The 25,342-nt window shown below is 37.6% G+C and carries 28 protein-coding genes; 24 read left to right on the top strand and 4 right to left on the bottom strand.

Annotated elements, in window-relative coordinates:
* The first annotated feature begins 187 nt into the window (after positions 1-187).
* From H9655_RS17635 to H9655_RS22775, 5 genes are all read left to right on the top strand, one after another.
* Positions 188-1,408, top strand: a complete 1,221-nt coding sequence (locus H9655_RS17635; RefSeq protein ID WP_191816489.1) for an MFS transporter — start codon at positions 188-190, stop codon at positions 1,406-1,408.
* Between the two features lie 244 nt (positions 1,409-1,652).
* A complete protein-coding gene (gene pruA, locus H9655_RS17640; protein ID WP_191816492.1) occupies positions 1,653-3,200 on the top strand; it encodes an L-glutamate gamma-semialdehyde dehydrogenase in 1,548 nt (515 codons plus the stop codon).
* A 687-nt stretch (positions 3,201-3,887) separates the two neighbouring features.
* Complete coding sequence (gene aceA / locus H9655_RS17645; RefSeq protein WP_191816494.1) at positions 3,888-5,183, top strand: isocitrate lyase; 1,296 nt, start codon at positions 3,888-3,890, stop codon at positions 5,181-5,183.
* A 467-nt stretch (positions 5,184-5,650) separates the two neighbouring features.
* The gene (locus H9655_RS17650) at positions 5,651-6,091 is read left to right on the top strand and encodes a YueI family protein (protein ID WP_191816496.1); all 441 of its coding nucleotides are present in this window, start codon (positions 5,651-5,653) and stop codon (positions 6,089-6,091) included.
* A gap of 46 nt (positions 6,092-6,137) precedes the next feature.
* Entirely contained in the window at positions 6,138-6,272 is a 135-nt protein-coding gene (locus tag H9655_RS22775) for a hypothetical protein (RefSeq protein WP_263600763.1), read from the top strand.
* A 91-nt stretch (positions 6,273-6,363) separates the two neighbouring features.
* Here H9655_RS22775 and H9655_RS17655 read toward each other — a convergent pair whose 3' ends face one another.
* Positions 6,364-7,116 (bottom strand): GNAT family N-acetyltransferase, encoded by a 753-nt coding sequence (locus H9655_RS17655; RefSeq protein ID WP_191816498.1) that lies wholly within the window; start codon positions 7,114-7,116, stop codon positions 6,364-6,366.
* A gap of 283 nt (positions 7,117-7,399) precedes the next feature.
* Here H9655_RS17655 and H9655_RS17660 point away from each other — a divergent pair, with 283 nt between their 5' ends.
* From H9655_RS17660 to gatB, 9 genes are all read left to right on the top strand, one after another.
* On the top strand, positions 7,400-7,576 hold the full coding sequence (locus H9655_RS17660) for a hypothetical protein (protein WP_225230722.1): 177 nt from the start codon (positions 7,400-7,402) through the stop codon (positions 7,574-7,576).
* A gap of 88 nt (positions 7,577-7,664) precedes the next feature.
* Positions 7,665-8,051, top strand: a complete 387-nt coding sequence (locus H9655_RS17665; RefSeq protein WP_191816503.1) for a DUF3221 domain-containing protein — start codon at positions 7,665-7,667, stop codon at positions 8,049-8,051.
* A gap of 261 nt (positions 8,052-8,312) precedes the next feature.
* Complete coding sequence (locus H9655_RS17670; protein ID WP_191816505.1) at positions 8,313-8,837, top strand: GNAT family N-acetyltransferase; 525 nt, start codon at positions 8,313-8,315, stop codon at positions 8,835-8,837.
* Positions 8,821-9,399: a hypothetical protein gene (locus H9655_RS17675; protein ID WP_191816507.1), complete on the top strand. Its 579-nt coding sequence runs from the start codon at positions 8,821-8,823 to the stop codon at positions 9,397-9,399. Before H9655_RS17670 ends, H9655_RS17675 begins: the two co-directional genes overlap by 17 nt.
* Positions 9,400-9,502: 103 nt before the next feature.
* The gene (locus tag H9655_RS17680; protein ID WP_191816509.1) at positions 9,503-10,285 is read left to right on the top strand and encodes a hypothetical protein; all 783 of its coding nucleotides are present in this window, start codon (positions 9,503-9,505) and stop codon (positions 10,283-10,285) included.
* A complete protein-coding gene (locus tag H9655_RS17685; protein WP_191816511.1) occupies positions 10,278-11,528 on the top strand; it encodes a glycosyltransferase family 2 protein in 1,251 nt (416 codons plus the stop codon). Before H9655_RS17680 ends, H9655_RS17685 begins: the two co-directional genes overlap by 8 nt.
* Before the next feature lie 468 nt (positions 11,529-11,996).
* Positions 11,997-12,287 (top strand): Asp-tRNA(Asn)/Glu-tRNA(Gln) amidotransferase subunit GatC, encoded by a 291-nt coding sequence (gene gatC, locus H9655_RS17690; RefSeq protein ID WP_191816513.1) that lies wholly within the window; start codon positions 11,997-11,999, stop codon positions 12,285-12,287.
* A gap of 16 nt (positions 12,288-12,303) precedes the next feature.
* Complete coding sequence (gene gatA / locus H9655_RS17695; protein ID WP_191816515.1) at positions 12,304-13,761, top strand: Asp-tRNA(Asn)/Glu-tRNA(Gln) amidotransferase subunit GatA; 1,458 nt, start codon at positions 12,304-12,306, stop codon at positions 13,759-13,761.
* A 16-nt stretch (positions 13,762-13,777) separates the two neighbouring features.
* Complete coding sequence (gene gatB / locus H9655_RS17700; protein WP_191816517.1) at positions 13,778-15,205, top strand: Asp-tRNA(Asn)/Glu-tRNA(Gln) amidotransferase subunit GatB; 1,428 nt, start codon at positions 13,778-13,780, stop codon at positions 15,203-15,205.
* A 367-nt stretch (positions 15,206-15,572) separates the two neighbouring features.
* Here the strand turns inward: gatB and eutH are convergent, their stop codons facing one another.
* Positions 15,573-16,667, bottom strand: coding sequence for an ethanolamine utilization protein EutH (gene eutH, locus H9655_RS17705; protein ID WP_191816519.1), 1,095 nt, complete (start codon positions 16,665-16,667; stop codon positions 15,573-15,575).
* A gap of 29 nt (positions 16,668-16,696) precedes the next feature.
* On the bottom strand, positions 16,697-17,239 hold the full coding sequence (locus tag H9655_RS17710; protein ID WP_191816521.1) for a cupin domain-containing protein: 543 nt from the start codon (positions 17,237-17,239) through the stop codon (positions 16,697-16,699).
* A 99-nt stretch (positions 17,240-17,338) separates the two neighbouring features.
* On the opposite strand from H9655_RS17710, the gene H9655_RS17715 reads away from it, so the two are divergent.
* Positions 17,339-18,448, top strand: coding sequence for a M24 family metallopeptidase (locus H9655_RS17715; protein WP_191816523.1), 1,110 nt, complete (start codon positions 17,339-17,341; stop codon positions 18,446-18,448).
* 75 nt (positions 18,449-18,523) lie between these two features.
* Here H9655_RS17715 and H9655_RS22540 read toward each other — a convergent pair whose 3' ends face one another.
* Positions 18,524-18,673, bottom strand: coding sequence for a hypothetical protein (locus H9655_RS22540; protein ID WP_225230723.1), 150 nt, complete (start codon positions 18,671-18,673; stop codon positions 18,524-18,526).
* Positions 18,674-18,722: 49 nt separating this feature from the next.
* Between H9655_RS22540 and H9655_RS17720 the strand changes: the two genes are divergently transcribed.
* The 9 genes from H9655_RS17720 (at position 18,723) to H9655_RS17760 (ending at position 25,327) form a co-directional block, all read left to right on the top strand.
* Positions 18,723-18,953 carry a hypothetical protein gene (locus tag H9655_RS17720; protein ID WP_191816525.1) on the top strand — a complete coding sequence of 77 codons (231 nt, stop codon included), beginning with the start codon at positions 18,723-18,725 and terminating at the stop codon, positions 18,951-18,953.
* A 212-nt stretch (positions 18,954-19,165) separates the two neighbouring features.
* A complete protein-coding gene (gene solA, locus H9655_RS17725; protein WP_191816527.1) occupies positions 19,166-20,302 on the top strand; it encodes an N-methyl-L-tryptophan oxidase in 1,137 nt (378 codons plus the stop codon).
* A 117-nt stretch (positions 20,303-20,419) separates the two neighbouring features.
* Positions 20,420-21,154: an MOSC domain-containing protein gene (locus H9655_RS17730; RefSeq protein ID WP_191816529.1), complete on the top strand. Its 735-nt coding sequence runs from the start codon at positions 20,420-20,422 to the stop codon at positions 21,152-21,154.
* A 15-nt stretch (positions 21,155-21,169) separates the two neighbouring features.
* Positions 21,170-21,640 (top strand): DinB family protein, encoded by a 471-nt coding sequence (locus tag H9655_RS17735; RefSeq protein ID WP_191816531.1) that lies wholly within the window; start codon positions 21,170-21,172, stop codon positions 21,638-21,640.
* A gap of 34 nt (positions 21,641-21,674) precedes the next feature.
* Entirely contained in the window at positions 21,675-22,226 is a 552-nt protein-coding gene (locus tag H9655_RS17740) for a thioredoxin family protein (RefSeq protein ID WP_191816533.1), read from the top strand.
* A gap of 13 nt (positions 22,227-22,239) precedes the next feature.
* On the top strand, positions 22,240-23,310 hold the full coding sequence (locus H9655_RS17745; protein WP_191816536.1) for an NAD(P)H-dependent flavin oxidoreductase: 1,071 nt from the start codon (positions 22,240-22,242) through the stop codon (positions 23,308-23,310).
* A gap of 112 nt (positions 23,311-23,422) precedes the next feature.
* Positions 23,423-24,040 carry a nucleotidyltransferase domain-containing protein gene (locus H9655_RS17750; RefSeq protein WP_191816538.1) on the top strand — a complete coding sequence of 206 codons (618 nt, stop codon included), beginning with the start codon at positions 23,423-23,425 and terminating at the stop codon, positions 24,038-24,040.
* Positions 24,018-24,455 carry a GNAT family N-acetyltransferase gene (locus H9655_RS17755; protein WP_191816541.1) on the top strand — a complete coding sequence of 146 codons (438 nt, stop codon included), beginning with the start codon at positions 24,018-24,020 and terminating at the stop codon, positions 24,453-24,455. Before H9655_RS17750 ends, H9655_RS17755 begins: the two co-directional genes overlap by 23 nt.
* A gap of 215 nt (positions 24,456-24,670) precedes the next feature.
* The gene (locus H9655_RS17760; protein WP_191816543.1) at positions 24,671-25,327 is read left to right on the top strand and encodes a GntR family transcriptional regulator; all 657 of its coding nucleotides are present in this window, start codon (positions 24,671-24,673) and stop codon (positions 25,325-25,327) included.
* Positions 25,328-25,342 lie beyond the last annotated feature (15 nt).

Raw genomic sequence — 25,342 nt, forward strand, 5'->3', positions numbered from 1 at the left:
CCTTCTAACCCAACTTAGAAGGCTTATTAGGTTGCTTTAAATATCTCTCTTGCCTTAATACCTTCACTTTTTTACACAACCATCTAAATTTACATAAGGAAGTTTTTTCTTTTTAAAAAAGCTTGCATCTAACGTTACGTTATTTCTTATGATTGGGTGTAGAAAGAGTGAGAGAGGCAGGGTATGAATGAATCAACGATATTCTTTAATGAGGAACAAACCATTTCTTTTCTTATTTTTAGGTAGCTTTTTGGCGATTATTGGATTTAGTATGTTTTTTATGACAACCACTTGGTTTGTTATTTCAGATGTAGGATCTGCAAGTTCACTAGGCATGATACTTATTGCTATTACTGTACCTAGAGTAGTCATGATGGCATTTGGTGGGGTACTTGCTGATAAATATAAGAAGACAACCATTATGTTTACTACGAGTGCCATTCAAGGAGCTTTACTCGTGCTCATTTTTTTACTAAACAATGCCGGTCAACTAACATTTGTTTATTTGCTTATTTTGGGATTCTTTTTTGGAACGCTAGATGCTTTTTCAGGACCAGCTGGCACATCGCTAATTCCCAAGTTAGTACAAGTGAACCAAATCAAACAAGCGAACGCGATCATTCAGGGTTTAGGTCAAATTGGTTTTATTGTGGGACCGATTATATCTGGAAGTATTATGGAGTTCGCTGGCGTGACAACAGGTTATTTAGTCTCAGCTATTATTGTTCTTTTGTCTGCTTTCTTTATGTTTCCACCTTTCTTAAAAGAAGGTCCAGTAGACAATACAATCAAACAAACACCGCTGAAAGATTTAATCGAAGGGTTTTCATACGTCAAAGCGAGCAAATTTTTAATCACAGGTATTCTTATTTTAATCACATTGAATTTCTTTGCATTTGGGGCGATTTCTATTGCTATTCCAATTTTAGTAGAGACGTATGGAGGGTCACCGATACATCTTAGTTACATTGAATCAGCATTAGGTGTGGGAATGCTAGTTAGTACTGCTATTATCGGTATGGTTAAAATACGCCGTAGGGGGCTCACCTCGATTCTTGGTCTAATGGCAACACTAATCGTTGCGATCGCATTTAGCCAAATCCCCAATTTGTATATATTGATCGCTTTAGCTTTCTTTATAGGATTTACGATGACATTTGTGTCTATTCCATTCTTCACTTCAGCACAAGAAGATACAGACCCAAGGATTATGGGGAGAGTGATGAGTATTGTCTTCTTAGCGATGAACGGCTTTGACCCGTTGGCTTATGCTACTGTCACATTACTCGTCTCCAGGGGGATTGATATCCAATTAGTCATTTTGTCCTTTGCTATTATTGGCTTAATCATTGCTCTAGTCACTTTATGGAAAGGAAAGACTTATAGAAATTACGAGTCAACTCATTAATATATTTAAAACGAGAGACCACTAGCATCCTATTATGCATCAACGAAGTAGATTCATTGGAAAAAAATCAATTTAATAGCAACTTTATTATTTTTCTAAATAGTCTTAGTAGAATCGTTGCTGAATTTTCTCTAATTATGGTAGTATAATAATTGTTAGAGGGTTAATCTTTTCACAGTCTGAAATGTGCCAATTGTAGCAACATTTCAAAATGACTGATGTGAACTTATAGGAGGATGAAAAAATGGTACAATCTTATAAGCATGAGCCATTTACTGATTTTAGCGTTGAGCAAAACCGTGAAGGGTATTTAAAAGGTTTAGAAACGGTTAAAGGTTATTTAGGTCAAGATTATGATTTATTAATCGATGGAGAACGTATCTCTACTGAAGATAAAATCGTTTCTGTAAACCCAGCGAATAAAGAAGAAATCATTGGTCGCGTATCAAAAGCGAACCAAGAGCTAGCTGAAAAAGCGATGCAAGCTGCAGTGAAAGCTTTCCAATCATGGAGAAAAGTGAAGCCAGAAACACGTGCAGATGTGTTATTTAAAGCAGCAGCAATCATTCGTAGACGTAAACATGAATTCTCTGCCTTATTAACAAAAGAAGCAGGGAAGCCATGGAATGAAGCAGATGCTGATACAGCTGAAGCGATTGATTTCTTAGAGTATTACGCGCGTCAAATGCTTGCAATTAAAGATGGTGTGCCTGTTAACAGTCGTCCAAATGAATTTAATCGTTATGATTATATTCCTCTTGGCGTTGGTATCATCATTTCTCCTTGGAACTTCCCATTAGCGATTATGGCAGGTACAACTGTTGCTGCTATTGTTGCAGGGAACACCGTTCTATTAAAACCCGCTTCTACAACGCCAATTGTGGCTGCGAAATTCGTAGAAGTTATGGAAGAAGCCGGTCTACCAAAAGGTGTACTGAATTTTGTACCAGGAAGTGGAGCAGAAGTAGGTGACTATTTAGTAGATCACAAAGATACTCGTTTTGTATCATTCACAGGATCTCGTGATGTTGGTCTTCGTATTAACGAACGAGCTTCAAAATTAAATGATGGTCAAATCTGGATTAAACGTGTCATTGCTGAAATGGGCGGTAAAGATACTATTGTTGTAGATAAAGAAGCAGATTTAGAACTTGCTGCTCAATCCATTGTAGCTTCAGCATTCGGTTTCTCTGGTCAAAAATGTTCTGCATGTTCACGTGCAGTCATCGTTGAAGATGTTTATGACCAAGTGTTAAACCGTGTAATTGAAATTACAAAAGAGAAACAAGCTGGTAATCCGGAAGACACAAGCAACTTTACAGGACCGGTAATTGACCAAGCTGCGTTTGATAAAATTATGGGTTATATTGAAATCGGTAAACAAGAAGGAAGATTAGTAGCTGGTGGAGAAGGCGATGACTCTAAAGGTTATTTCATTCAACCAACAGTATTCGCTGACCTTGATCCAGAAGCTCGTCTTATGAAAGAAGAAATCTTCGGCCCAGTGGTTGGTTTCACAAAAGCAAAAGACTTCGACCATGCAATTGAAGTGGCAAACAACACGGAGTATGGTTTAACGGGTGCTGTGATTACAACCAACCGTGAACATATCCAAAAAGCACGTGAAGATTTCCATGTCGGAAACCTTTACTTCAACCGTGGTTGTACAGGGGCGATTGTCGGTTACCAACCATTTGGAGGATTCAATATGTCAGGAACAGACTCAAAAGCGGGTGGCCCTGACTACATCATGCTACACATGCAAGCCAAAACAACATCTGAAATGTATTAATCTATTCAAAAGGTGCTCACCAAAATACGGTGAGTGCCTTTTTTTCTACATACTTTACTGAAACTACTGACGAAAAGTTGGGAGTAGTAGTCAGTGGAATGACAAACATGACTTGGGGATATTTAGCAGATTATTGCTGAAATCTGGTTAGATAGATAGTATAAAAGAGTTTGTGCGCAATTTTGTAGGAAACCGGGAAGATAGTGGAGCAAGTTGAGTTAGTGCATGCAACTCAGTAAGAAAACAGAAAGATAGCGAAGCAAAGAGAGTTTGTGCGTGCAACTTAGTAGGAAACTGGAAAGATAGCGTAGCAAACCGAGTTAGTGTGTGCAAATTTTTAAAGCAGAAGAGGTTCGCTTCGCTCCCCCAAAAGACTCCCCCACAGTTAGAAGAGCCTAAACCTCAAAACGCCCCCGTCTAAACAAATAAAAGTTTTCTAGTTTGTAATTTTGAATGTTTTTCAATCTGTATTATAACAATTTCAAATTATATCCCCTTTAAAAACATTGATATATCAAGGTTTTTATCACTAATGTCGATATTTGTCGAAAATAATATCAGATAATTTTGAATAAAACAGTTCCAATAATGGATTATCTGTTATATAATACAAATTGTTAAGAGTTTATTGTAATACAACAATAAAGACGGGTTTTTATTTAAATGATTAAAGGGAGGATTTAACAGATGACGAATGAAAGAGTTAAACAATTACAAGAGGCTTGGGCAAATGACTCACGTTGGATGGGGATTGAAAGGCCTTATTCTGCAGAAGAGGTTATTAAACTAAGAGGATCAATTGATATCGAATATACGCTTGCTCGTAGAGGGGCTGAGAAGTTATGGAAGCTCGTTAATGAGGAAGATTTCATAAATGCTTTAGGTGCATTAACAGGTAATCAGGCGGTACAACAAGTAAAAGCGGGGTTAAAAGCGATTTATTTAAGCGGGTGGCAAGTGGCTGCTGATGCGAACCTTTCTGGACAAATGTACCCGGACCAAAGTTTATATCCAGCGAATAGTGTACCAAATGTAGTGAAACGTATTAATCAAGCGTTACAAAGAGCGGATCAAATTCACCATATGGAACAAGATGAATCAATTGATTGGTTTGCCCCAATTGTAGCGGATGCAGAGGCTGGTTTTGGTGGACAGTTGAATGTGTATGAACTCATGAAAGGCATGATTGAGTCAGGTGCAGCTGGGGTCCATTTTGAAGATCAATTATCTTCGGAGAAAAAATGTGGACACCTTGGAGGAAAAGTATTACTTCCTACGCAAACGGCTGTGAAAAACTTAATATCTGCTAGATTAGCAGCAGACGTGATGGGTGTACCAACACTAGTTATTGCAAGAACCGATGCGAATGCCGCTGATTTAATTACTAGTGATGTTGATCCTTATGATGGCGCCTTTATTACTGGTGAGAGAACACCTGAAGGGTTTTACCGGACAAAAGCAGGTTTAGATCAAGCGATTGCCAGAGGACTTGCTTATGCACCATATGCTGATCTTATCTGGTGCGAAACATCAGAGCCAAGCTTAGAAGAAGCAAAAGCATTTGCAGATGCTATTCACGAGAAGTTCCCTGGTAAACTACTAGCGTACAACTGCTCACCTTCATTTAACTGGAAGAAGAAATTGGATGAAGAAACGATTGCTAAATTCCAAGTTGAGTTAGGTAAAATGGGTTACAAATTCCAATTCGTGACACTAGCTGGTTTCCACTCATTAAATCACAGCATGTTTGAACTTGCTCTAGGTTATAAGGAGCGTGGAATGGCAGCTTACTCTGAACTTCAACAACGCGAATTTGCTAGTGAAGCAGATGGTTACACGGCAACAAGACATCAACGTGAAGTAGGAACAGGTTATTTCGACCAAGTTTCCATGACGATTACAGGTGGTACATCATCAACAACCGCACTAAAAGGATCAACCGAAGAAGAACAGTTTACGAAGGATGAAGAAGTTCAAGTTTAATTTTTTGTATTGCCCTAATAATAACTCCAATTCTTGCCTCCCTATTATAGATGGGGAGGTCTTTTTTGTGTAGAGGAGAAGACGGGAGGTAATATAAATGCTCAGTAGTGACTTAAATAAATCTGAAAACATTTGAAGAATATTTATCTTCCATATTTTTATGAAGCGGTGGGCATGATAGCCTTTAATGGCGTACTAGGTCTTAAAGAAGGTACGCTTTTTCGACTGACTAGTCGTGCTCGTTGAAGCTAAGGTAAGCAAAAAACATCGTAATAACATTTCGCAAAAAGTGTTTGCAGCCGCTCTACTGCTGAAAAGTGAATAAATACTATGTCCACTAATCACCTTTTGCCCAAATTTTCATACGCTTAAGTGAAAGAGTTGAGTTCAATTCAATGGGCAAGTATACTAAAACGAACATATCCATTAATCAAACGTTTGATTGATGAGGTGGAGGTAAGAACGGTATGGCTGAGAAGGTTGACGATTATATCACACAAGGAATATACGGAAAAAAAGAAACGAAGCCGGATGAACGTAGAAAATTTCTGGGTACATTGAGAGAAAGAACCGTTATTGCTTTGACACAGGCCCAAGTAAGGAAACCAGGTATCATGAAAGAAGTAAAAGAAGCGATGACGAAAAATAAACAGGCACGCGTATATTTAAATGGTCATATTGCGTATCGTGACATTTCAAAATATGCCAAATTAGCGTCTGAACAACAGATGTCATTTACCATTGTCACGAACAAAGACTACAACTCAGACCTTGGTCTTGTCCTCGCATATGATTATGCCATTGATCAAGATGACATTTATGTGCAAGAACAAAGTAAGGTTTATAAAGAAGCGAATCAAACTGAGGCTGGATTTAAACAGTGGATGAAGAAATTATTTAGAAAATAAAGGGAGAAAGGTCGTGCGATAACGGCCTTTTTCTAATTCAACTTTGTTGAAAAGAGTGAAACTTTATTTGGGTCTTATCATTGCCACTTACAGGTATGGCTGGGGAACGAGTGACATTTCTCATTTAGCGATTGGGGATGCTGTTAGTCAAAAAACGAATGTAATATTATATATCCGTTAATCGTTTTATTATTTTTTAAAAAAATAAAAACTAATAAATTTCTTCATGATAACCAGAAAAATTAGTTTGCGAAAGGATAAATAAGCTTTTTCTACATAATTGAATCTGACTTATTTAAACGCCTATACGTTACCCTCTTATCAAAAAGGTGACAATTATTTGTATTAAAAATTTTCTGCATCGGAAGGTTTTTTTGTCCAGTTGCGCCAATATAATGCTTTGCTCCAATTTGCTTAAGGTATTCTAGGGATTGTCTATGGATTAAAGATCCATGACCTTTTCCCCTATACTCTGGAATGAACCCAAAATAAAAAAGTCGTCCTTCATCCACTGTACCTTGTTCAATATGGGGCATGGTGACGCCGATTGGATCATTTTCTTTAAACACAATTAAACAACTTTTTGCATAATGATCCCCAATCTCAGATTTCATCCCCTCAAATTCTTGATCTATTGTTGTTTGGGAAGGTGCGTTTAGCGATAAGGCCATGGATTTTTGCCATACCTCTTTAAATAAACCCTCGCTCGTATGCTCAAGTGATTTTAATGTAAATGACGAATGATCATTAAAATCATGGATACTTGTTAAATCCAGATGATAAAAATACTGAACTTCGTGTTGAACAAATTTTAAGTCCTTAAGATATTTAATATAACTTGAATTTAAAGATTCCTGTTGATTTAAAACAACGGATACTGATTTGATATTTTCATTTGAAACAGTTTTCATTGTCTCGGCTAATAGTGTTTTAAAATCTTCGGTCCCTTTCAAATCTCCTATTTCCTCTATTATTAAGTAGTATGGGGATCCATTTATTACTTTACTATCAAACGAATATAACATTCATATTACCTCCCTTACTTTTCTTATAGATTTAAATTTAAATACGCGCCGTTATCAAGATCATATTGTGTCATGCCAATATAGAAAAGACCAGAATTAACGTCCTTCGCAATTAAAAATTTAATATGATTTGTATAAACAACACTAGCAAACCTATTATTTATATAATAATAACTACTTTAAATTATCACACATACTAGAGTTAATAGGACAAATATTTTATTGTGTTTCTTCTTCAACAAGACTCCTCCCCCTATTTTTTGTACGCTAAATTATTATTTTAATGAGTGGTGTAATTTTTTTGATACTTGAGAAGGATTTACCACCTGAGAAGTATAAAGAGTATACATCTTTTATAATGGGGGTTTCTTATAAAGGCGAGGAGCTTGAGAAAGAAATTTTTGATATTGAAATGATGATTGAACACATCGAAGCCGTTCGACCGCCGGGGGAAAATTAGATACTGCAGAAAGTAGAGTAGGTTTTAGAAATAAGGAGACAGGCGGCAAAACGGAAATAAATTGAAATTTATTTTTGGTGGTGTAATCATGAAAAGCAACAAAATCCCAAAAACAATTTTTAATATTGGAAATTTTCTACTTATCCTTATTGGAATTTGGATTTTTAGTGAAATTAGTAACAACATTTCTATAAAAGGAAGACAACCAACCGATATTGGCCATGTTGTCTTTTTTCAAGGAATTACTTATTTTGTAAAGGGTGAGGATATCAAGACTTCAGACTTTGAAGTCTTTTCGCATGAAGATATCATGTTTTCAAGAAAGTTTGAGGAAGTATCAATATTTGATGATAGCGGAATAAAGCTACTTGGAAAAGGAATAAAAAATGGTGATAAGGTGGCAATTTGGTATGATGTTGTTTTAGAGTCATATCCAGCTAGAATCAAATTAATCCAAATAGAGAAAAGAGATTAATATAAAAAAATTTAACTAGTTTTTAAAAATATCCATCTTTAGGTTTAATACTATGTATTCTTATGGGGCCTATTATCAAGTAAGGGATATATGTCAGGAAACTATTTTGCAATCTACTATTCCTGCACGGGATAGATACTGAATTGTTAGAAGATAATTTTATTGCGCAACAACAATAATTACATAACCGAACAAGTGGTTTACAGGAAGCGTTACAACTTTGATATACGGTTTGAAAAGGGGAAGAAAGGAAGAAAAAGAATGGAAAAGAGAATTTTTCATATTCGCAAAGCGACAGTAATGGATGCGGAACAATTATCTCAGTTAAGGTTGGTTGTGGACGGGGAGACGGATAACTTTGACCGGGAGCGTGGAGAAGATTTTTTAAGTAAGACAGATTTTGAAGAGATGATACGTTCTGAGTCAGTTGAAGGCAACAGTTTGTTTTTGGTAGCAGAAGTCGAAGGTCACCTTGTGGGATTCCTAAAAGCTAAAGGTGGTCAATTAAAGAGGACTTCACATCGAGTGGAGTTCGGTGTTGCTGTGAAAAAACAATATTGGGGACAGTCCATAGGAAAAAGTCTTATTCAAGAAATGTTGCAATGGGCAAATCAAAAAGGTATTAGAAAAGTAACGCTGCAAGTATTAGAAACAAATCAAAAGGCGATTGCACTATATGAACGCCTTGGCTTTATCGTAGAAGGAGAATTAAAGGATGATAAAAAAATAGGCGATATCTATTATTCTACGATCTTAATGGGGCGGAGGAATGAAGGCAATGGATAAGAGGGAGTTACTTGCGGAAGATCTTTTGAAAAAGGTCATTCAGGGAAAGCGAGTGGGTGATTTCTACCCTTTTAACCATGGTGATGATGCCCAGGTGGAACATTACATCTCCCATTTGGTAGGAGAAATAGGTGGATTAAAGGGATTGCTGTATGAAGCAGATTTTGACCATTATGGCAGTGGGTTTGCCTCTTACGTCAGTGTGTTTTTCTGGAAAAAGGAAGAGGAAGAAGTATTAGCAAATGGTGAAGTATCTATGAAGGGTTTATGGTTATATATTTCAAGGTTAGCGACTGTAGTTATTATGGGTAAAGGTGAAATGACGAGACATGGGAGTAGTGGGAGTAGAGATTTTTTAGCCAGTCATACTGTATGTGAATGGCCATCTGAGACATGGAGTAAACAAATTTGGGCAATAAAAAAAATCGTGGAAGCATATCATTATGTTATTTTGACAAAAGCAGATGTAGATCAGTATTTAGATTTTCAGCTAGACATCCCTACAATTCTAAGTGAACCGCCATACAAAGTCTTTGACGCGCATTTTTATTGGGAAGATTGATTAACTGTTGTGAAATAAAAGTTTACCAAAGATTATGCAATGAAAATCGTAAGACAATCGAGTATGATGAGAGAAGTTTGAGTTTGGTTACGGAGGCTATGGGATGATTATTCGGAAAGCTAACTTCTCTTTATTATTGTTTCTCTTTATGATAGGAAATTTCTTATTATTTGCGATCGCCATTCACTCCTCATCTCTTGAGGTCTTTTTTTTCCATTGGGCAGTTCTACTAGCTAGTGTTATAGTTATACTTTTCCTTTCACCAAAATGGTCTTATATAGTTATAAGTGCACTCACTGTGTTATATGGTTTTCTATTATGTTATTTCAGTTATTTACAAACGGTTTTTAATCAGGTGCAATTGATTTCTTTATTTATATCTTATGTATTATCTGTTGTCCCTCTCCTTTTTATCAGGCATAGCTTTTTAAGTATGGACATCCGCATGAAAGAATTATTAGCGGAAACGGTTGCTTTAAGAAAATATATGGACTCAGACGGGCTAATGCTTACAAAACAGGAGTTTTATGAACGTAGCAAAATAACATTACGGGGAATGAATAGAAGGAATGAAACAGGTTTCCTATTAAAGGTATCTGTTTTAAGTAATGGAGTGACGCAAAAAGCTTGGCAAGGCTTAGTACAAAATGTAATAGAAGAAACCATTCGGAGTGATTTCGATTTCTTTATGAGTGAAGGTGCGTCTTTCATTATTTTCTTGCAAAATACGAATGAAGAAGGCGTCATTAAATTTCAAAACAGACTATTAAGTAATTTACGTCTGCAAATGAACATGATTCAGCCACCTATCCAATTTCGCGATTATGCTATAGTCGATTTTGACGAGGTCTATCAGATGTTGCTGGAGGAGAAGTCGAATGTTTAAGGTCGTGTTACTCTTGATTATGGCTTTCTTTTGGTTTTTGCTTTTTTATTATACGATTTTATTAGTCTCTGGTGTTTTGCATTATAAAAGGGAAAGAGAAAGAAAGCGTAGACCTCTTTTGAAATATCCTTCTGTTGCTATTTTAATCCCTGCTCATAATGAAGGGTTAATTCTTGAGGATACGCTGAATGCTATGATGAATTTAAGGTATCCTGGTCACCTTGATGTATTCTTATTAGACGACCAGTCGATAGATCAAACAGCGGCAGTGGCTAGAAGTTTTGCAGAAAACTTTTCGCGTATTCACTATATTAAGGTCCCGCCTGGCGAACCTAAGGGAAAGTCGAGAGTGCTTAATTATGGATTGAGTATTAGCCAATCTGATTATTTTCTTGTGTACGATGCGGATAATCAGCCAGATTCGGATGCTGTGACAAAGCTAGTAGAAATAGCAGAACAAACAGAGAATGCAGCCGGAGCTGTCGGAGTAGTGCGTACCCTTAATCAAAATAAAAATTTGCTCACTCGGATGATTTCAATAGAGTTTCAAGTATTTCAATTGACAATGCAAAGCGGTAGGTGGAAATTGTTTAACCTTGGCTCTTTACCGGGAACTAATATGCTTTTAAGACGTTCTGTCATTGAAGAGCTAGAGGGGTATGACCCGTATGCACTTGCGGAAGATGCAGAGTTGACGATACGAATTACCCAGAAGGGATACGTATTACCGATTGTTCCATATGCACAAACGTGGGAACAGGAACCAGAGAATCTTCAAACCTTTTTAAAACAAAGAACAAGATGGCTCATTGGTAATCTTTATTTACTAGAGAAGAGCTTCAAGGATATTCATTTTTGGAAAGGTAAAACTTTCTTCCATAGTTTGCAACATCTTTTAACCTATTTTGTATTTATATTTTTCTTAATTACTTCAAATGTTATTTTTGTCGGTAGCTTATTCGGTATTAATTTTCCCGAAATGACCGCCCCTTTATTGATGATTTGGTTAATGAGTTATGTGGTATACTCCATCCAAATTATAAGCAGTTTAGCAGTAAATCAACAGCTCTCGCTAACAAGCCTATTTGTTGGGGCAATTATGTATTTTACGTATGCCCAACTATTCGTCATCTTACTTATTCGCGCGTTTGCGATTTATCTTTATCATCGTGTGAGAGGCTTAACGATTGGCTGGGATAAAACAACACGCTTTAAAGCAGACGAGAAAGATGAAGCAGCATAAAATGGCTTCATCTTTTTTATATGGATGTGGTTCACTTTTATTGTCAAGTTGTGGTAGAGATAAATGCTTGGGGCCTGATAAGAATTACTGGTTGCAAATGAAGAGGCAGAGGTGAGTGCGTCCAAGGGGGAATGGTGGGTCTCATGTAATGAAATCAGAATTATAGAAGAAAATCTTGGTTCTCTGGTGGTTATTCAACCCTATGAACCACTTATCCCTACTTTGCCTTTGATCTTACTCTATAGCTAACTAAACTACAAACTACGTAATCCTTCTCCTCTATCTGGAAGTTCTTTGACCCCTTTATCAAAAATCAATTTCTATTATTTGTCCATTAGGCGATCTATTGAACTCGTGGTAAAATAAAGGGTGGTGAAAACGATCAGATCTTCATGTTGCTTTAACGCGTGAAAGTTTGATATGATCAATATAATTGTGTGTTTTTTATTTGAATTTGGAGGTGTCTATATGTCTAGAATTACAATTGACGAGGTTAAGCATGTGGCAAATCTAGCAAGATTAGCGATTACGGAAGAAGAAGCAGAGCAATTCCAACATCAGCTAGATGCAATTATCTCGTTTGCCGAAGAGTTAAACGAGTTAGATACCGATCATGTGGAACCGACTTCCCATGTGTTGGATATGAACAATGTATTACGTGAAGATGAGGCAACTAAAGGACTGCCGCAAGAGGAAGTTCTGAAGAATGCACCTGATTCACAAGACGGCTATATTAAAGTGCCGTCAATCATGGATTAGTTGGAGGGGAAATAGTTTGAGTTTATTTGATCATAAAGTGTCTGAGCTTCATGAGCTTTTACATAAAAAAGAGATTTCAGCGACTGATTTAGTCGACGCATCTTATAAAAGAATTGCTGAAGTAGATGACAAAGTAAAAGCCTTCTTAACATTGGATGAAGAGCATGCGCGTCAAGTAGCGAAAGAAATCGATGGTAAATTAGGAACGGATGAACAAAAAGGTCAATTATTTGGTATGCCAATCGGCGTAAAAGATAACTTAGTCACAAAAGGTTTAAGAACAACTTGTGCGAGTCAAATATTAGATAATTTTGATCCCATCTATGATGCAACTGTTGTTTCGAAATTAAAAGAGGCAGAAGCCATTACAATCGGTAAATTAAACATGGACGAGTTTGCTATGGGCTCATCTAATGAAAATTCAAGTTACAGCGCAACACGCAATCCATGGAATATCGAAACGGTTCCTGGTGGTTCTTCAGGTGGATCAGCTGCAGCGGTTGCAGCGGGAGAAGTATTATTTTCACTAGGATCAGACACGGGTGGTTCGATTCGTCAGCCCGCATCTTTCTGTGGTGTTGTTGGGCTTAAGCCTACATATGGTCGTGTATCTCGCTTTGGTTTAGTGGCATTTGCTTCTTCTCTTGACCAAGTGGGGCCAATTACACGTACAGTTGAAGATAATGCGTATCTTCTTCAAGCGATTTCTGGTGTAGATCCAATGGATTCGACCTCAGCTAATGTGAGTGTACCGAATTTTGCTCAAGGTTTAACTGGCGATGTGAAAGGATTGAAAATCGCTGTTCCGAAAGAATACTTAGGCGAAGGTGTGCAAGAAGATGTCAAACAATCGGTGCTTGCTTCCCTTAAAGTATTAGAAAAATTAGGAGCAACATGGGAAGAGGTTTCACTTCCACATTCTAAATATGCACTTGCAGCTTATTATTTACTTTCTTCTTCTGAGGCTTCAGCTAACTTAGCACGATTTGACGGTGTACGTTACGGTTATCGCACTGAAAATCCAGAGAGCTTAATTGATCTTTATAAAAAGTCTCGTTCTGAAGGATTTGGTGATGAGGTAAAACGCCGTATTATGCTTGGTACATTTGCCCTTAGTTCAGGTTATTATGATGCGTATTATAAAAAGGCGCAAAAGGTTCGTACACTAATTAAACAAGACTTTGAAAATGTCTTTGAAAAGTATGATGTCATTATCGGACCAACAACGCCAACACCGGCATTTAAAATCGGTGAAAAAACGAAAGACCCATTAACAATGTATGCGAACGATATTTTGACCATTCCTGTGAACCTTGCTGGTGTCCCGGGTATCTCTGTACCTTGTGGATTCTCAGAAGGGTTACCACTAGGGCTGCAAATTATCGGTAAGCACTTTGATGAAAGCACGGTTTATCGTGTTGCTCATGCATTTGAGCAAGCAACTGATTTCCATAAACAAAAACCGGAGCTGTAAGGGGGGACAAGGAATAATGGAATTTGAAACAGTCATTGGACTTGAAGTCCACGTTGAATTAAAAACAGATTCAAAAATTTTCTCTGCGAGCCCGAACCATTTCGGAGCAGAGCCAAATACAAATACGACAGTTGTTGACCTTGGTTACCCTGGTGTATTACCAGTAGTCAACAAAAAAGCAGTTGAATATGGTATGAAGGCATCTATGGCCCTAAACTGTGAGATTGCACCAGTGACGAAATTCGATCGTAAAAACTATTTTTATCCGGACAATCCAAAGGCCTATCAGATTTCCCAATTCGATAAACCAGTTGGAGAACATGGTTGGATTGAGATCGAGGTAGATGGTTATAAGAAAAAAATCGGAATTACACGTATTCACCTAGAGGAAGATGCGGGTAAATTAACGCACGGCAAAGGATATTCTTTAGTCGATTATAACCGTCAAGGGACACCTTTAATTGAAATTGTCTCAGAGCCGGATATACGCACACCAAATGAAGCCTATGCGTACTTAGAAAAGCTAAAATCAATCGTACAATATACAGGTGTTTCTGATTGTAAGATGGAAGAAGGTTCCTTACGCTGTGATGCCAATATTTCATTACGACCTGTCGGCCAGAAGGAATTTGGTACAAAAACAGAATTGAAGAACTTAAACTCCTTTAACTTTGTTCGTAAAGGATTAGAGTACGAAGAGAAGCGCCAAGCGGAAGTCCTTCGTGAGGGCGGTGTCATCGAACAAGAAACACGCCGTTTTGACGAAGCTACTGGGAAAACATTGTTGATGCGTGTGAAGGAAGGTTCTGACGATTATCGTTACTTCCCAGAGCCGGATTTATTAGATATCGTGATTGATGAAGATTGGAAAGCTCGTATTCGTGCGGAAATTCCTGAACTACCAGATGCACGTAAAACACGTTATATCGATACGTTCGGCTTACCTGCTTATGATGCAGGCGTCCTTACAGTAACAAAGGAAACAGCGGATTTCTTTGAAGCGACTGTTGCTGCGGGAGCAGAGCCGAAACAAGCTTCGAACTGGATTATGGGTGAGGTATCAGCCTATCTTAATGCAGAAGGGCTCGAACTACATGAAACAAAGCTAACAGCAGAAGGCTTAGCAGGGATGATTGCCTTAATTGAAGATGGAACCATTTCTTCAAAAATTGCTAAAACTGTTTTCAAAGAATTAATTGAGAATGGTGGAGAAGCAAAGAAAATCGTTGAAGATAAAGGATTAGTGCAAATCTCAGACGAATCAGCGCTACTCGCTATCGTTACTGAAATCCTTGATAATAACCCTCAATCCATTGATGATTTCAAAAATGGGAAGAAAAAAGCTGTCGGGTTCCTTGTTGGTCAAATGATGAAAGCAACAAAAGGACAAGCGAATCCACAAATCGTTAATAAATTATTGATGCAGGAAATACAAAAGCGTTAAACAAAAAAATCCGGACATTGAAACTGCACCCCAATTGTTAGACACAATCTAACAACTGGAGGTGCAGTTTTTTTATGGCCAAATTTAATGCTGAGGAAAAGTCAGCTACTGTCAGTAGAGCTTTAAAGGGAAATGAAAAGCATTTTTAATGGAGCAAATTTTGTGCAACCAATAGCAAGATTTTGCAATTTAGTTACGCAAAAGGTGGAATCGATGCTTATAGTAGAATCCCGTGAGATATAAGGAACGTATAATAGAGTATCCGTAGCTCAGAAAAGGATCCTCGCCATATAATATATACGAAACAATTCTCCGCACTAGATAACTTAGCACTCATGTTTATAATAAGTGGAGAGCAAGACTCGCTTTAGCGAAATGTATGTGGCTCCTTAAGATCTCTACTAATAATTATTGCTAATAAAACAGCACTAACGCCACCGACAAGTTTGCCAATAATCATGGCAAATACGACTTCTTTCTGAATACCGGCGACAAAGGCTAAATGGCTTCCTAGAACAAAAGCTCCACTTACGGCAAAAGCAACATTAATGATTTTGCCTCTCGGTTCCATGTCCTTTACCATGATAAGCATAGGAATATTATGAGCGAGTGAAGCAATCAATCCAGCTGTGGCTGTATCACTTAATTTTAACCAAGACCCCATCTTACTGAGCGGCACCCTGAGATATTTCGATATAAATGCGACCATAGGAAAAGCTCCGGCTAGGAAAATCGCAATAGACCCGACGGTTTGAATTCCTTCCTCAATAGGTGTTAAATGAGGAATAAGTGTTAGACCAGTCAATGTTTCAAAAATAATTGCTGTTAGTCCGATAATGGCAATCACTTCTATACATTTACCGAAAATGGCAAATCCGCGAATCATCCTTTCTGGTTTTTTCCATAATCCCCAAGCGATGATCAAAGAGAAAGCAATGGTCGGGATAAGATTTTTAATAATCATCACAAATGACAATCCAGCGACCAAGCCCCCAACTAAACAACCAATGGGAACAGTAATAAGTCCTACTAGGATTCCTTTCGCAAAATAAGGTTGGTCTTCTTTTTCAATCAAGCCTAACGCCACCGGAATGGTAAACACAATGGTTGGTCCCATCATAGTACCAAGGAATACCCAAGCGAATAATTCTGAATCCGCACGAACTGACATCTCGGTAGCTAGGGAATACCCGCCCATATCGATGGCGAGAAGGGTATTAGCGAAAGCTGCCGGGTCTGCGCCTATAAACTGGTAAACGGGAGAAATCACAGGTGTCAATAGCGCTGCTAGGACGGGCGCCAAAGAAATAATACCAATCATAGATAACGCGAGAGAGCCCATCGTCATAAGCCCTGCAGTGAACCTTTCACCTAGTCCTAATTTATTCCCGCAGATTTTATCAAGTGCACCGATACATAGGAAAGCGGCAACAATAAAAATAATCAAATCATTTATGTTCATCTTTGTTTCTCCATTCAGACTGATGTTGATTAAAAAATAGCAGGAGTGGTAATTGAAATGATGACCGTCTCTTGATTGAGTGGGTTTTCCCACATATGAGGAACGGTGGATGGAAAATGTATTGTTTCTCCTTCGTTTAGATGATATTCCTCATCTTCCACTCTTACAACCAGTGCCCCCTGTAATATATAGAAAAACTCTTCACCCGGGTGCCTTACCATTTCAACATCTTTTTGTCGAGGTTTTAACTTTACAATGAATGGTTCCAATTTTCGTTCAGGAAAATGACCACTTAGTTTAATAAAAGTAGATTCAGAGCTTTCAATTTTAAATGGTCGTTGGTTCTCTTTTTTCATCACATAATGAAAATCATCATCCTCTTCAAAGAAATGGATCATCTTTACTCCGAAGGCATCGGCAAGCCTTTTTAATGAAGTGATGGCTAATGAAGAGGCACCCCTTTCGATTTGTGATAGAAAACTAACAGATAGCTCCGTTTTCTCACTTAGTTCTTTCAATGTCATGCCTTGCTCGTTCCGAAGTTGTTTAATCTTCTTATATATATCATCCATTGAGGTGACATCCTTTCTTTTTTTGCTTTTTTATCTTATCATGATTTATACAGTGAGAGTATAATAATTTTACATATACTATAAAAAGGGGAAATTAAAATGAGTATTTACCAAGAAAGGTTAAAACAATTACAGTTATATTTGAGTGAGCAGAGACTTGACTTTGCTATTGTCACTCAACCTAAAAACATTTTCTATTATACTGGGTTTAATAGTGAACCGTATGAAAGATTCATGGCGATTGTGATTAATCTACAAAAGAGTGAAGAATACTTATTTGTGCCAGCATTAGATTATGAAGCAGCGAGCGAGCATTCATATGTGAAAAACATTATACCGATTAGTGATGATGAAAATCCATATGAAAAATTAAAATCAGTAATCAAAGTGACTAACGAAGTAATAGGATTGGAAATAAAAGACATCAATCTTTATCAACAAGAACAACTTAAAAACGTATTCTCGCATTTTAATTATCAAGATATAGGTAGGTTCATAGCCAACCAAAGAATGTTGAAGACACCTGCTGAACGGACAAAGGTTTTACATGCAGTAACAATTATTGAAAAAGTACTAGCCGAGGGATTAAAGAAGGTCGAAAAAGGGATGACAGAACTCGATTTAGTATCAGAGTTTGATTATTTAATGAGGAAATTTGGTGCTGATGGACCTTCTTTTTCCACAACGGTCCTCTCAGGTGCAAAATCATCTTTACCACATGGGCATCCTGATCAGAAAAAGCTCGAAAAAGGGGACTTTCTCTTAATTGATATGGGGGTTGTTGCGGATGGGTATTGCTCCGATATCACACGTACATTTGTTTTAGGTGAACCTACTACTAAGCAAAAAGACATTTATGAAATTGTAAGGAAGGCTACTCGTATGGGTGTTTCAACGGCTAGGGCAGGCATCCCTATTGGCTCGATTGATCAAGCGGCGCGACAAGTCATCCAAGAGGCAGGCTACGGACAATATTTTAATAATCGCGTCGGTCATGGATTAGGTATTGATGTTCATGAAGAGCCATCCATTCATGAAAAGAATGATAGCTTAGTTGAAAAAGGTTTACTTTTTACGGTAGAACCTGGGATTTATATACCTGGATTTGGTGGGGTGAGAATAGAAGAAGATGTCTATATAAACGAAGAAGGAAAGGCTGAGGTGTTGACATCTTTCCCAACAGAATTACAAGTAATTGATCGTTTTTAAGTTCGTTTGCATATCGTTTTGGTACCCCTCTTGCGCGCAATACTTGAACATATTAAACACAGGAATTGCGCGCATTTATAAGCCAAGTGCAAACGCAATAGAACTGTACATTTGTTGCTGAAAATTCATACAGATACCGTGATATATACAAAAATACATGCCAAGATTGCTAAACTCTTTTTCTCCTTTTTTCCTTATTTCAGATAAAAGTACATGATTAGTCATGCTATCATAGTTAAAAAGGCGGCAGGCGAAATCAAAAGGAGGTAAATGCGTGAACCTTTTATATGGGCTGATTCTGGTGATGATAGTGGCTGGCTTTATTACTGTTGCTTCTATGAAAAAAAGAATGGAGCGTAAAGTCGCGAAGCTTGTGGCTCAAGGTGAGCATGAGAATGACAGAAGAGATATACAAGCAGTTATTTATTGGATTTTTGGCACAGTAGCCTGGGGTGTCGTAAGTATATTTCTCATTATATGGTTATTGAATGATTTCTTCGGATAACAGATTGATTGATAATATAGAATCAATCTTTTTTTGTTAATTTTCCTGCTTGTCGTGTATAAGACTGGCCCCCTATAAGAGATTGTTAAACAATTGCAACAAATTTCGACAAAAGTCTTCCCATTCCTGTGGTATATTGGCTTATGGTGATAGTAGTTAGAAAATTAAATAAAAAAACAGTGATAGTTTAGCATCTTGGAGGGGGATAAAAATTGCATTACGATACAATTATTATCGGCGCAGGTTCAATGGGGATGGCAGCAGGCTATTATTTAGCGAAAGAGGGCAAAACGGTTTTGCTTATTGATGCGAATAGGCCACCTCATCAGAAAGGAAGTCATCATGGTGAAACGAGAATCATTAGATATGCTTATGGTGAAGGACATGCTTATGTGCCACTCTTGTTGAAGGCTAAACAACTATGGGAAGAAGTAGAGAAAGAATCCGAAATGGAGTTGTTTTTACAAACAGGTGTTTTAAATATTGGTAGTGAGACTTCTCTTTTTATGAAGGAAGTCAAGACAAGTGCGGAAAAATATCAATTACCACTTGATGTTTACACACATGAAACGGTCAATTCTAAATGGAAAGCATTACAATTAGATGATGGAATGGTTGCTTATCATGAGCCGACATCTGGGGTTTTGAAGTGTGAGGATTGTATCGAGGCTTACCGGAGACTTTCTCTTTCTCATGGCGCTAAAATCGTGACTGATAGCGAAATTACTGATTTATCTATTATAGAAGGAATTGTTAATATTGCTACAAAGGATGGACATTATTCAGGTGACTCGTTAATCGTTTCCGCAGGAGCGGGCACAAATTCCATTCTTCATTATCTGGACTTGCAGCTTCCGTTATATCCGATTCGGAAAACTTTCGCCTGGTATAAAGCACAAGAGGATGTTTATGAGGCGAAACAGTTTCCAGCTTTTACATGTGAAACGCCATTAGGTCATTACTATGGCTTCCCAAGTATAGATGGTTCAGGATTGAAACTAGGTAGGCATGATGGTGTTGTTCAGAAAATAGAGAATAAACAAGAAGTGCAGCCTTTTAATGAGGAAGATGAGAAAGAGCTTGCCACTTTTTTAGCGAGATATTTCACTGAAAAAACAAACTTACAAGTAGGTAAAACCTGTATGTACACAATGACGCCAGATGAACATTTTATTATTGATCGCCATCCTCAATATGAGAATGTAGCAATCGCAGCTGGATTTTCCGGTCATGGATTTAAATTTAGTAGTGTAGTGGGTCATGTTTTAAGCGAACTAATCCGAGGAAAAACTTCCTCCGTGGATATTTCCCCTTTTACAATTGAGAGATTTGCTGAATTGAAGCGATAATAATATGGGAAATGTCGATAATCGGATTCTTTCCTGGGAAATAAGAGGAATTATGTCGGAGAGAGATTAGAAGAAGGTTCAAGTTTCGACACCAGGTCATTGTGGAGGGGGATGAGCATGAAAAAAATCGGTGTTCTGTCGTCATTGTTACGTTATCCTGTCAAGTCATTTGGCGGTGAAAATGTGGAATCCACTAGGGTCTTATCATACGGTGTATATGGCGACCGAAGTCATGTCATTGTAGATGAAAGTAGGCAAGGAAAATACCTTACAATCACTCAATATCAAGAAATGGCAGCGTACCAAGCAGCATTTGTCGGTGAGGAAAAAGAAGATACATACCCTGAGTTACAAATACATACAGCAAATGGCGAGAGGTACGGATGGACTAATGGGAAGTGGAGGCGAGACCTTCAGCTGAAAAGTGGACGGGATTTATCTTTTCATTCTTTTACCCCATCCTTTGTACCAATTGGGGCTATTGAGGAAGCGCCTCTTTTGTTAGTAACCCATTCGTCACTACAATATTTGAGTAAGCAACTTGGGAAAATGGAAATCGACGCCAAGCGTTTCCGTCCCAACTTTATTATTCATACTGATCAAAATACGCCATTTTCGGAACATGATTGGATCTCCAACCAAATGAAAATAGGAGAAGAAGTGGTGATTGAGGTAACTCAGCCTTGCGAACGTTGCATGATTATTACGGTTGATCCGAAAAATGGACAAAGAACGCCTAACATACATAAAGAGATCATTAGAACCAATCATAATTATTTTGGTGTTTATGCAAAAGTGATTCAAACGGGGAAGGTAAAGCTTGGTGATGAAATTTGGCTCGTAAATGATTGATGAGGGGATGATAAGGTGCATTCGCAAAAACAAGCAATGATCCGCCATCATGAACAATTTATTCAATTTATAGAATCAATCCCAGCTAGCCATTGGCGAAAAGAAATAAATGAAGGAAAATGGTCAGTCGCTGAAGTGGTAGGCCATTTTATTCCGTGGGATGAATTTATTTTAAGAAAACGTCTACCCTTTCTTTTATTAGACCTGCCCCTACCAAAGGCTCCTTCTGCAGATGAAATCAACCCTATTGCCGCTGAAACAGCAAGAAATCAATCACAGGAGACAATCATTGCAGAATTAATCGTAAAAAGGAAACAAATAATAGAAGGAATCTCTAAGATCCCAGATGCGTATTGGCATAAAACAATCATCATTGGGAATAAGAAAATAAGTCTTTATGATTATCTCATCGGACTTGCTGCACATGACGAACATCATATGAAGCAAATTAGTGCCATACTTTCATCGTTCAATGGTATGATATGATTGGATAAAAACGCAAAAGGGATGTGCAAAGGAAATGGAATTAAGAGAATGGTTTGAAAAGGGTTTAACGAAAGAACAATACCTTAATCATATGCAAGTCAACAAAGAAGGTATGCTTAGCATTTATGAAGGTTTTTCGCTTAGTGAAGAAGAAAAGGAAGCATTACAAGAGATTAAGCAAAAAAACCTGCACGCCATTGTTCTTACGGAAGATTGGTGTGGTGATGCAATGATTAATAATCCCGTACTATTAAAAATTGCTGAGGAAATAGGCATGGAAGTACGCTTCGTTTTAAGAGATAGTAACTTAGAATTAATGGATCAATACTTAACAAATGGAACAGCACGAGCGATTCCTATTTTTGTATTTATCGACGAAAAAAGTGAAGAACAAGCTGTATGGGGCCCTCGTGCACCAAGACTACAAGATTATGTGATGGAGAGAAGAACCTCCCTCCCTGCTAAGGAAGATCCGAGCTTTGAACAGGCTCAAAAAGAGCTCTATAAAAGCATTGGAGAAACCTACCAATCTGATCCGAGTTTATGGCATAGTGTGGCTGAGAGTATTATTGCAAAATTAAAATAAGAGGTGAGGGGAAATGAGTTGGAACCAAAATAGAATAACAGATATGTTAAAGGCGAAATACCCAATATTCCAGGCACCAATGGCAGGAGGAGCGACGACTGTTGATTTAATTAGCAGAACCTCGATGTATGGTGGAGTTGGAAATATCGGTGCGGGTTATATGAGCCCAATGGACATGGAAACGATGATTCATGATATTCGTCAAAAAACCAATCACCCTTTTGGCATCAACTTATTTATACCTGAGAATGATATCGCTTTCACAGAAGAGGAAGAAGAAAGGGCGATTCAATCATTAGATGTATTCCGTAACGAGCTTCAGATTGATGCACCGCTTGAATTACCAAGAAAAGATCACCGCTTATTTTTTGAACAACAATTAGAAGTTGTGATGAAATCTTTTGTTCCTGTATGTAGTTTCACTTTTGGTATTCCAGAAGAAGCTGTGATAAAAGCATTACAAAAAGAGGGAACCAAAGTAATCGGTACAGCGACATCCGTAGAAGAAGCTGTTCTCTGGGAAGAGAGAGGTTGTGACCTTCTTGTTGTACAAGGGAAAGAAGCAGGCGGTCATCGTGGTACATTTATTGGTGATGCACTTCATTCCCTTATTCCGTTAGTCGACCTTATTCCAGCCGTTACGGATGAGATCAGTATTCCAGTTATTGCAGCTGGTGGCATCATGGATGCTTCGGATGCAGAAGTTGCCTTTCGCTTAGGGGCTGAGGGTGTTCAATTAGGTACTGCTTTTTTAGCAACAGAAGAAAGTGGCATTCATCCTGCTTATAAGAAAATGCTTGTCTCTTCTAACAAGGAAACAAGTTTGACAAAAGCTTTTTCGGGTAAATGGGCAAGAGGGATTCACAACCGTTTTATGGAGCAAATGAAAAACCAAACGAGCTTACCTTATCCACTACAAAATGACTTAACACAAGCGATAAGATTAGTGGCAGCGAAACAAAATCAGACTGACTTCATGTCGCTTTGGGCAGGAGAAAGTTATCACAAAGCTACCCTACAATCTGTAAAAGTTCTGATGGATCATCTTGTTGCCGGCTTGGATAAGCAATTGGATGATGAATAAGATTATATTACTTACGCGTGGAAAGAAGAGACCACGCGTTTTTTTCTTGACAAAACCTCTTATTTTTAATAAAATCAAATAATTTTTAAAAATGAAATAATTGGAGGGTGCGATGTTACTAGAAAGAGCAGGGAAAAGAAAAGATTGCGCTAATCAAATATTAAAGGATCTTTCTTTACTTGAAAGGTGGTCTCGAATAGGAGAAGTATATGTAGTGGGAGCCTATGCTTATGATTTAATGGTTGATTATGATATAGATATCGAAGTCTTCTGTGATAAGCCTAGTGCCAATCAAGTGTTTACAATGTTAGCGGAGGTTGCTGATCACCCACAAATAGTAGACATTACATATCATAATTACCTGAATGAATCATTTAACGGTCTCTATTTTAAGATTTTATTTAAAAATGATGATTTAGAAGTTTGGAATATCGATATGTGGTTATTTCCAAAAAGGCATAAAGGGCCGTTATCTAGGGATCTTGTGAAGGATATGCAATATTCGTTAACAGATGAATCAAGAACACACATCCTATCAATAAAAGAGGAACTCTCTAAGAGAGACTTAACCTGCCCATCCATTTTTGTGTATCGAGCAGTCTTAGAAGATGGAATCGAAAATAGTGAGCAGTTTTACGATTGGTTAGCTGACCAAGATATAACACAATGGACGCATTGGAAACCAGAAAGAAAAGGAGAGAAACACAATGGAGATCAGAAAGCCGACTGAAAAAGAGGTAGAAAGTATTTTAAAGTTATCTGTTCAATCAGTGTATGAAGGTACATTAAACCGTTCTAAACCGGAAGAGCGTAAACTGAGAGAGATGGTTCAATCTATAAGAAGGAACGGAGGAGAATATCTTGTTGCTGTAGAGGATGAAGAAATAATGGGATGGGTGCTGCTTGGTGGGAAAAGAGACGAAATGACCGAGCAGGAAATTGGCTTCATTTATGAGCTGTATGTACAAGAAAGCAATAGAGGAAAAGGTCTTGGTCGGCAATTAATGATGGCAGCGATGAAAGAGTTAAGAAAACTACAGTTCAAAGAATTTCGATTAACAGCTTATCATGGCAACCCAGCCATTGGATTGTACGAGTCACTTGGATTCCAACCAAGAAATATTTCAATGGAATGGAAAGAATAATGATGATCTACGGTAATTAAATATTATGTTTATTAAGACTCTCATCTTGGGAGTCTTTTTTTTAGTTGGTGAGAAATAAATGGTGATGATAAAAAGATATCAAGCATATATTCTTTACAATCACCTATTGTTGTTTATTTCAACAACTGATATACTTTCTTAGTTGGCATCTGGTATACCAGATGCAGATACCAAATTTCCAAAGGGGAGATTGTATGGTTTTTCAAAAGGTTGAACAACCGCCTTCTTTTAAGGATCATGCCTATCGTGAAATAAAAAGAGCGATTATTCAACATGATATTACACCAGGTTCAACGATTCACGAACGTACCTTGAGCGAAAGCCTAGGGATTAGTCGGACGCCTTTAAAGTTAGCACTTCAGCAATTAGAAATGGAAGGCTGGGTACAATCATTACCGAGAAAAGGGATTACAGTGAAAGAGATAGAGCGTAAAGATGTCAATGAAGTATTTCAATTGCGAAAAGCAAATGAAGCGCTCGTCATCGAACTTTTAATCCCATTATTGAATCCGGAGATGTTACATAAAATTGAGCAAAAGGACCAACAACTCTTTGAATTGAAAGAGGATCCTGTCGCTTTTATGTATCATGATTCTTCCTTTCATTTATTATTAGCAGAGCTAACAAATAATGAAAGATTGTATCAAATTATTCGTAATTTAATTGATTATGTCAATTGGTATGGATTATATATATTAAATAAAAGAGTGAGTATCGAAACGGTCTATAATGAACATCAATTGATAATAGAAGGGTTAAAGTCAGGAGATATTGATCGCACAAAAACGGCTATGGTTCGACATCTTGATCATTTTTATTCTGAAATGATGGTCAATCTATCATCCTATTAATAGAAAGAAGGGCAG

Source organism: Cytobacillus stercorigallinarum (assembly GCF_014836495.1).
GTDB lineage: Bacteria > Bacillota > Bacilli > Bacillales > Cytobacillaceae > Cytobacillus > Cytobacillus stercorigallinarum.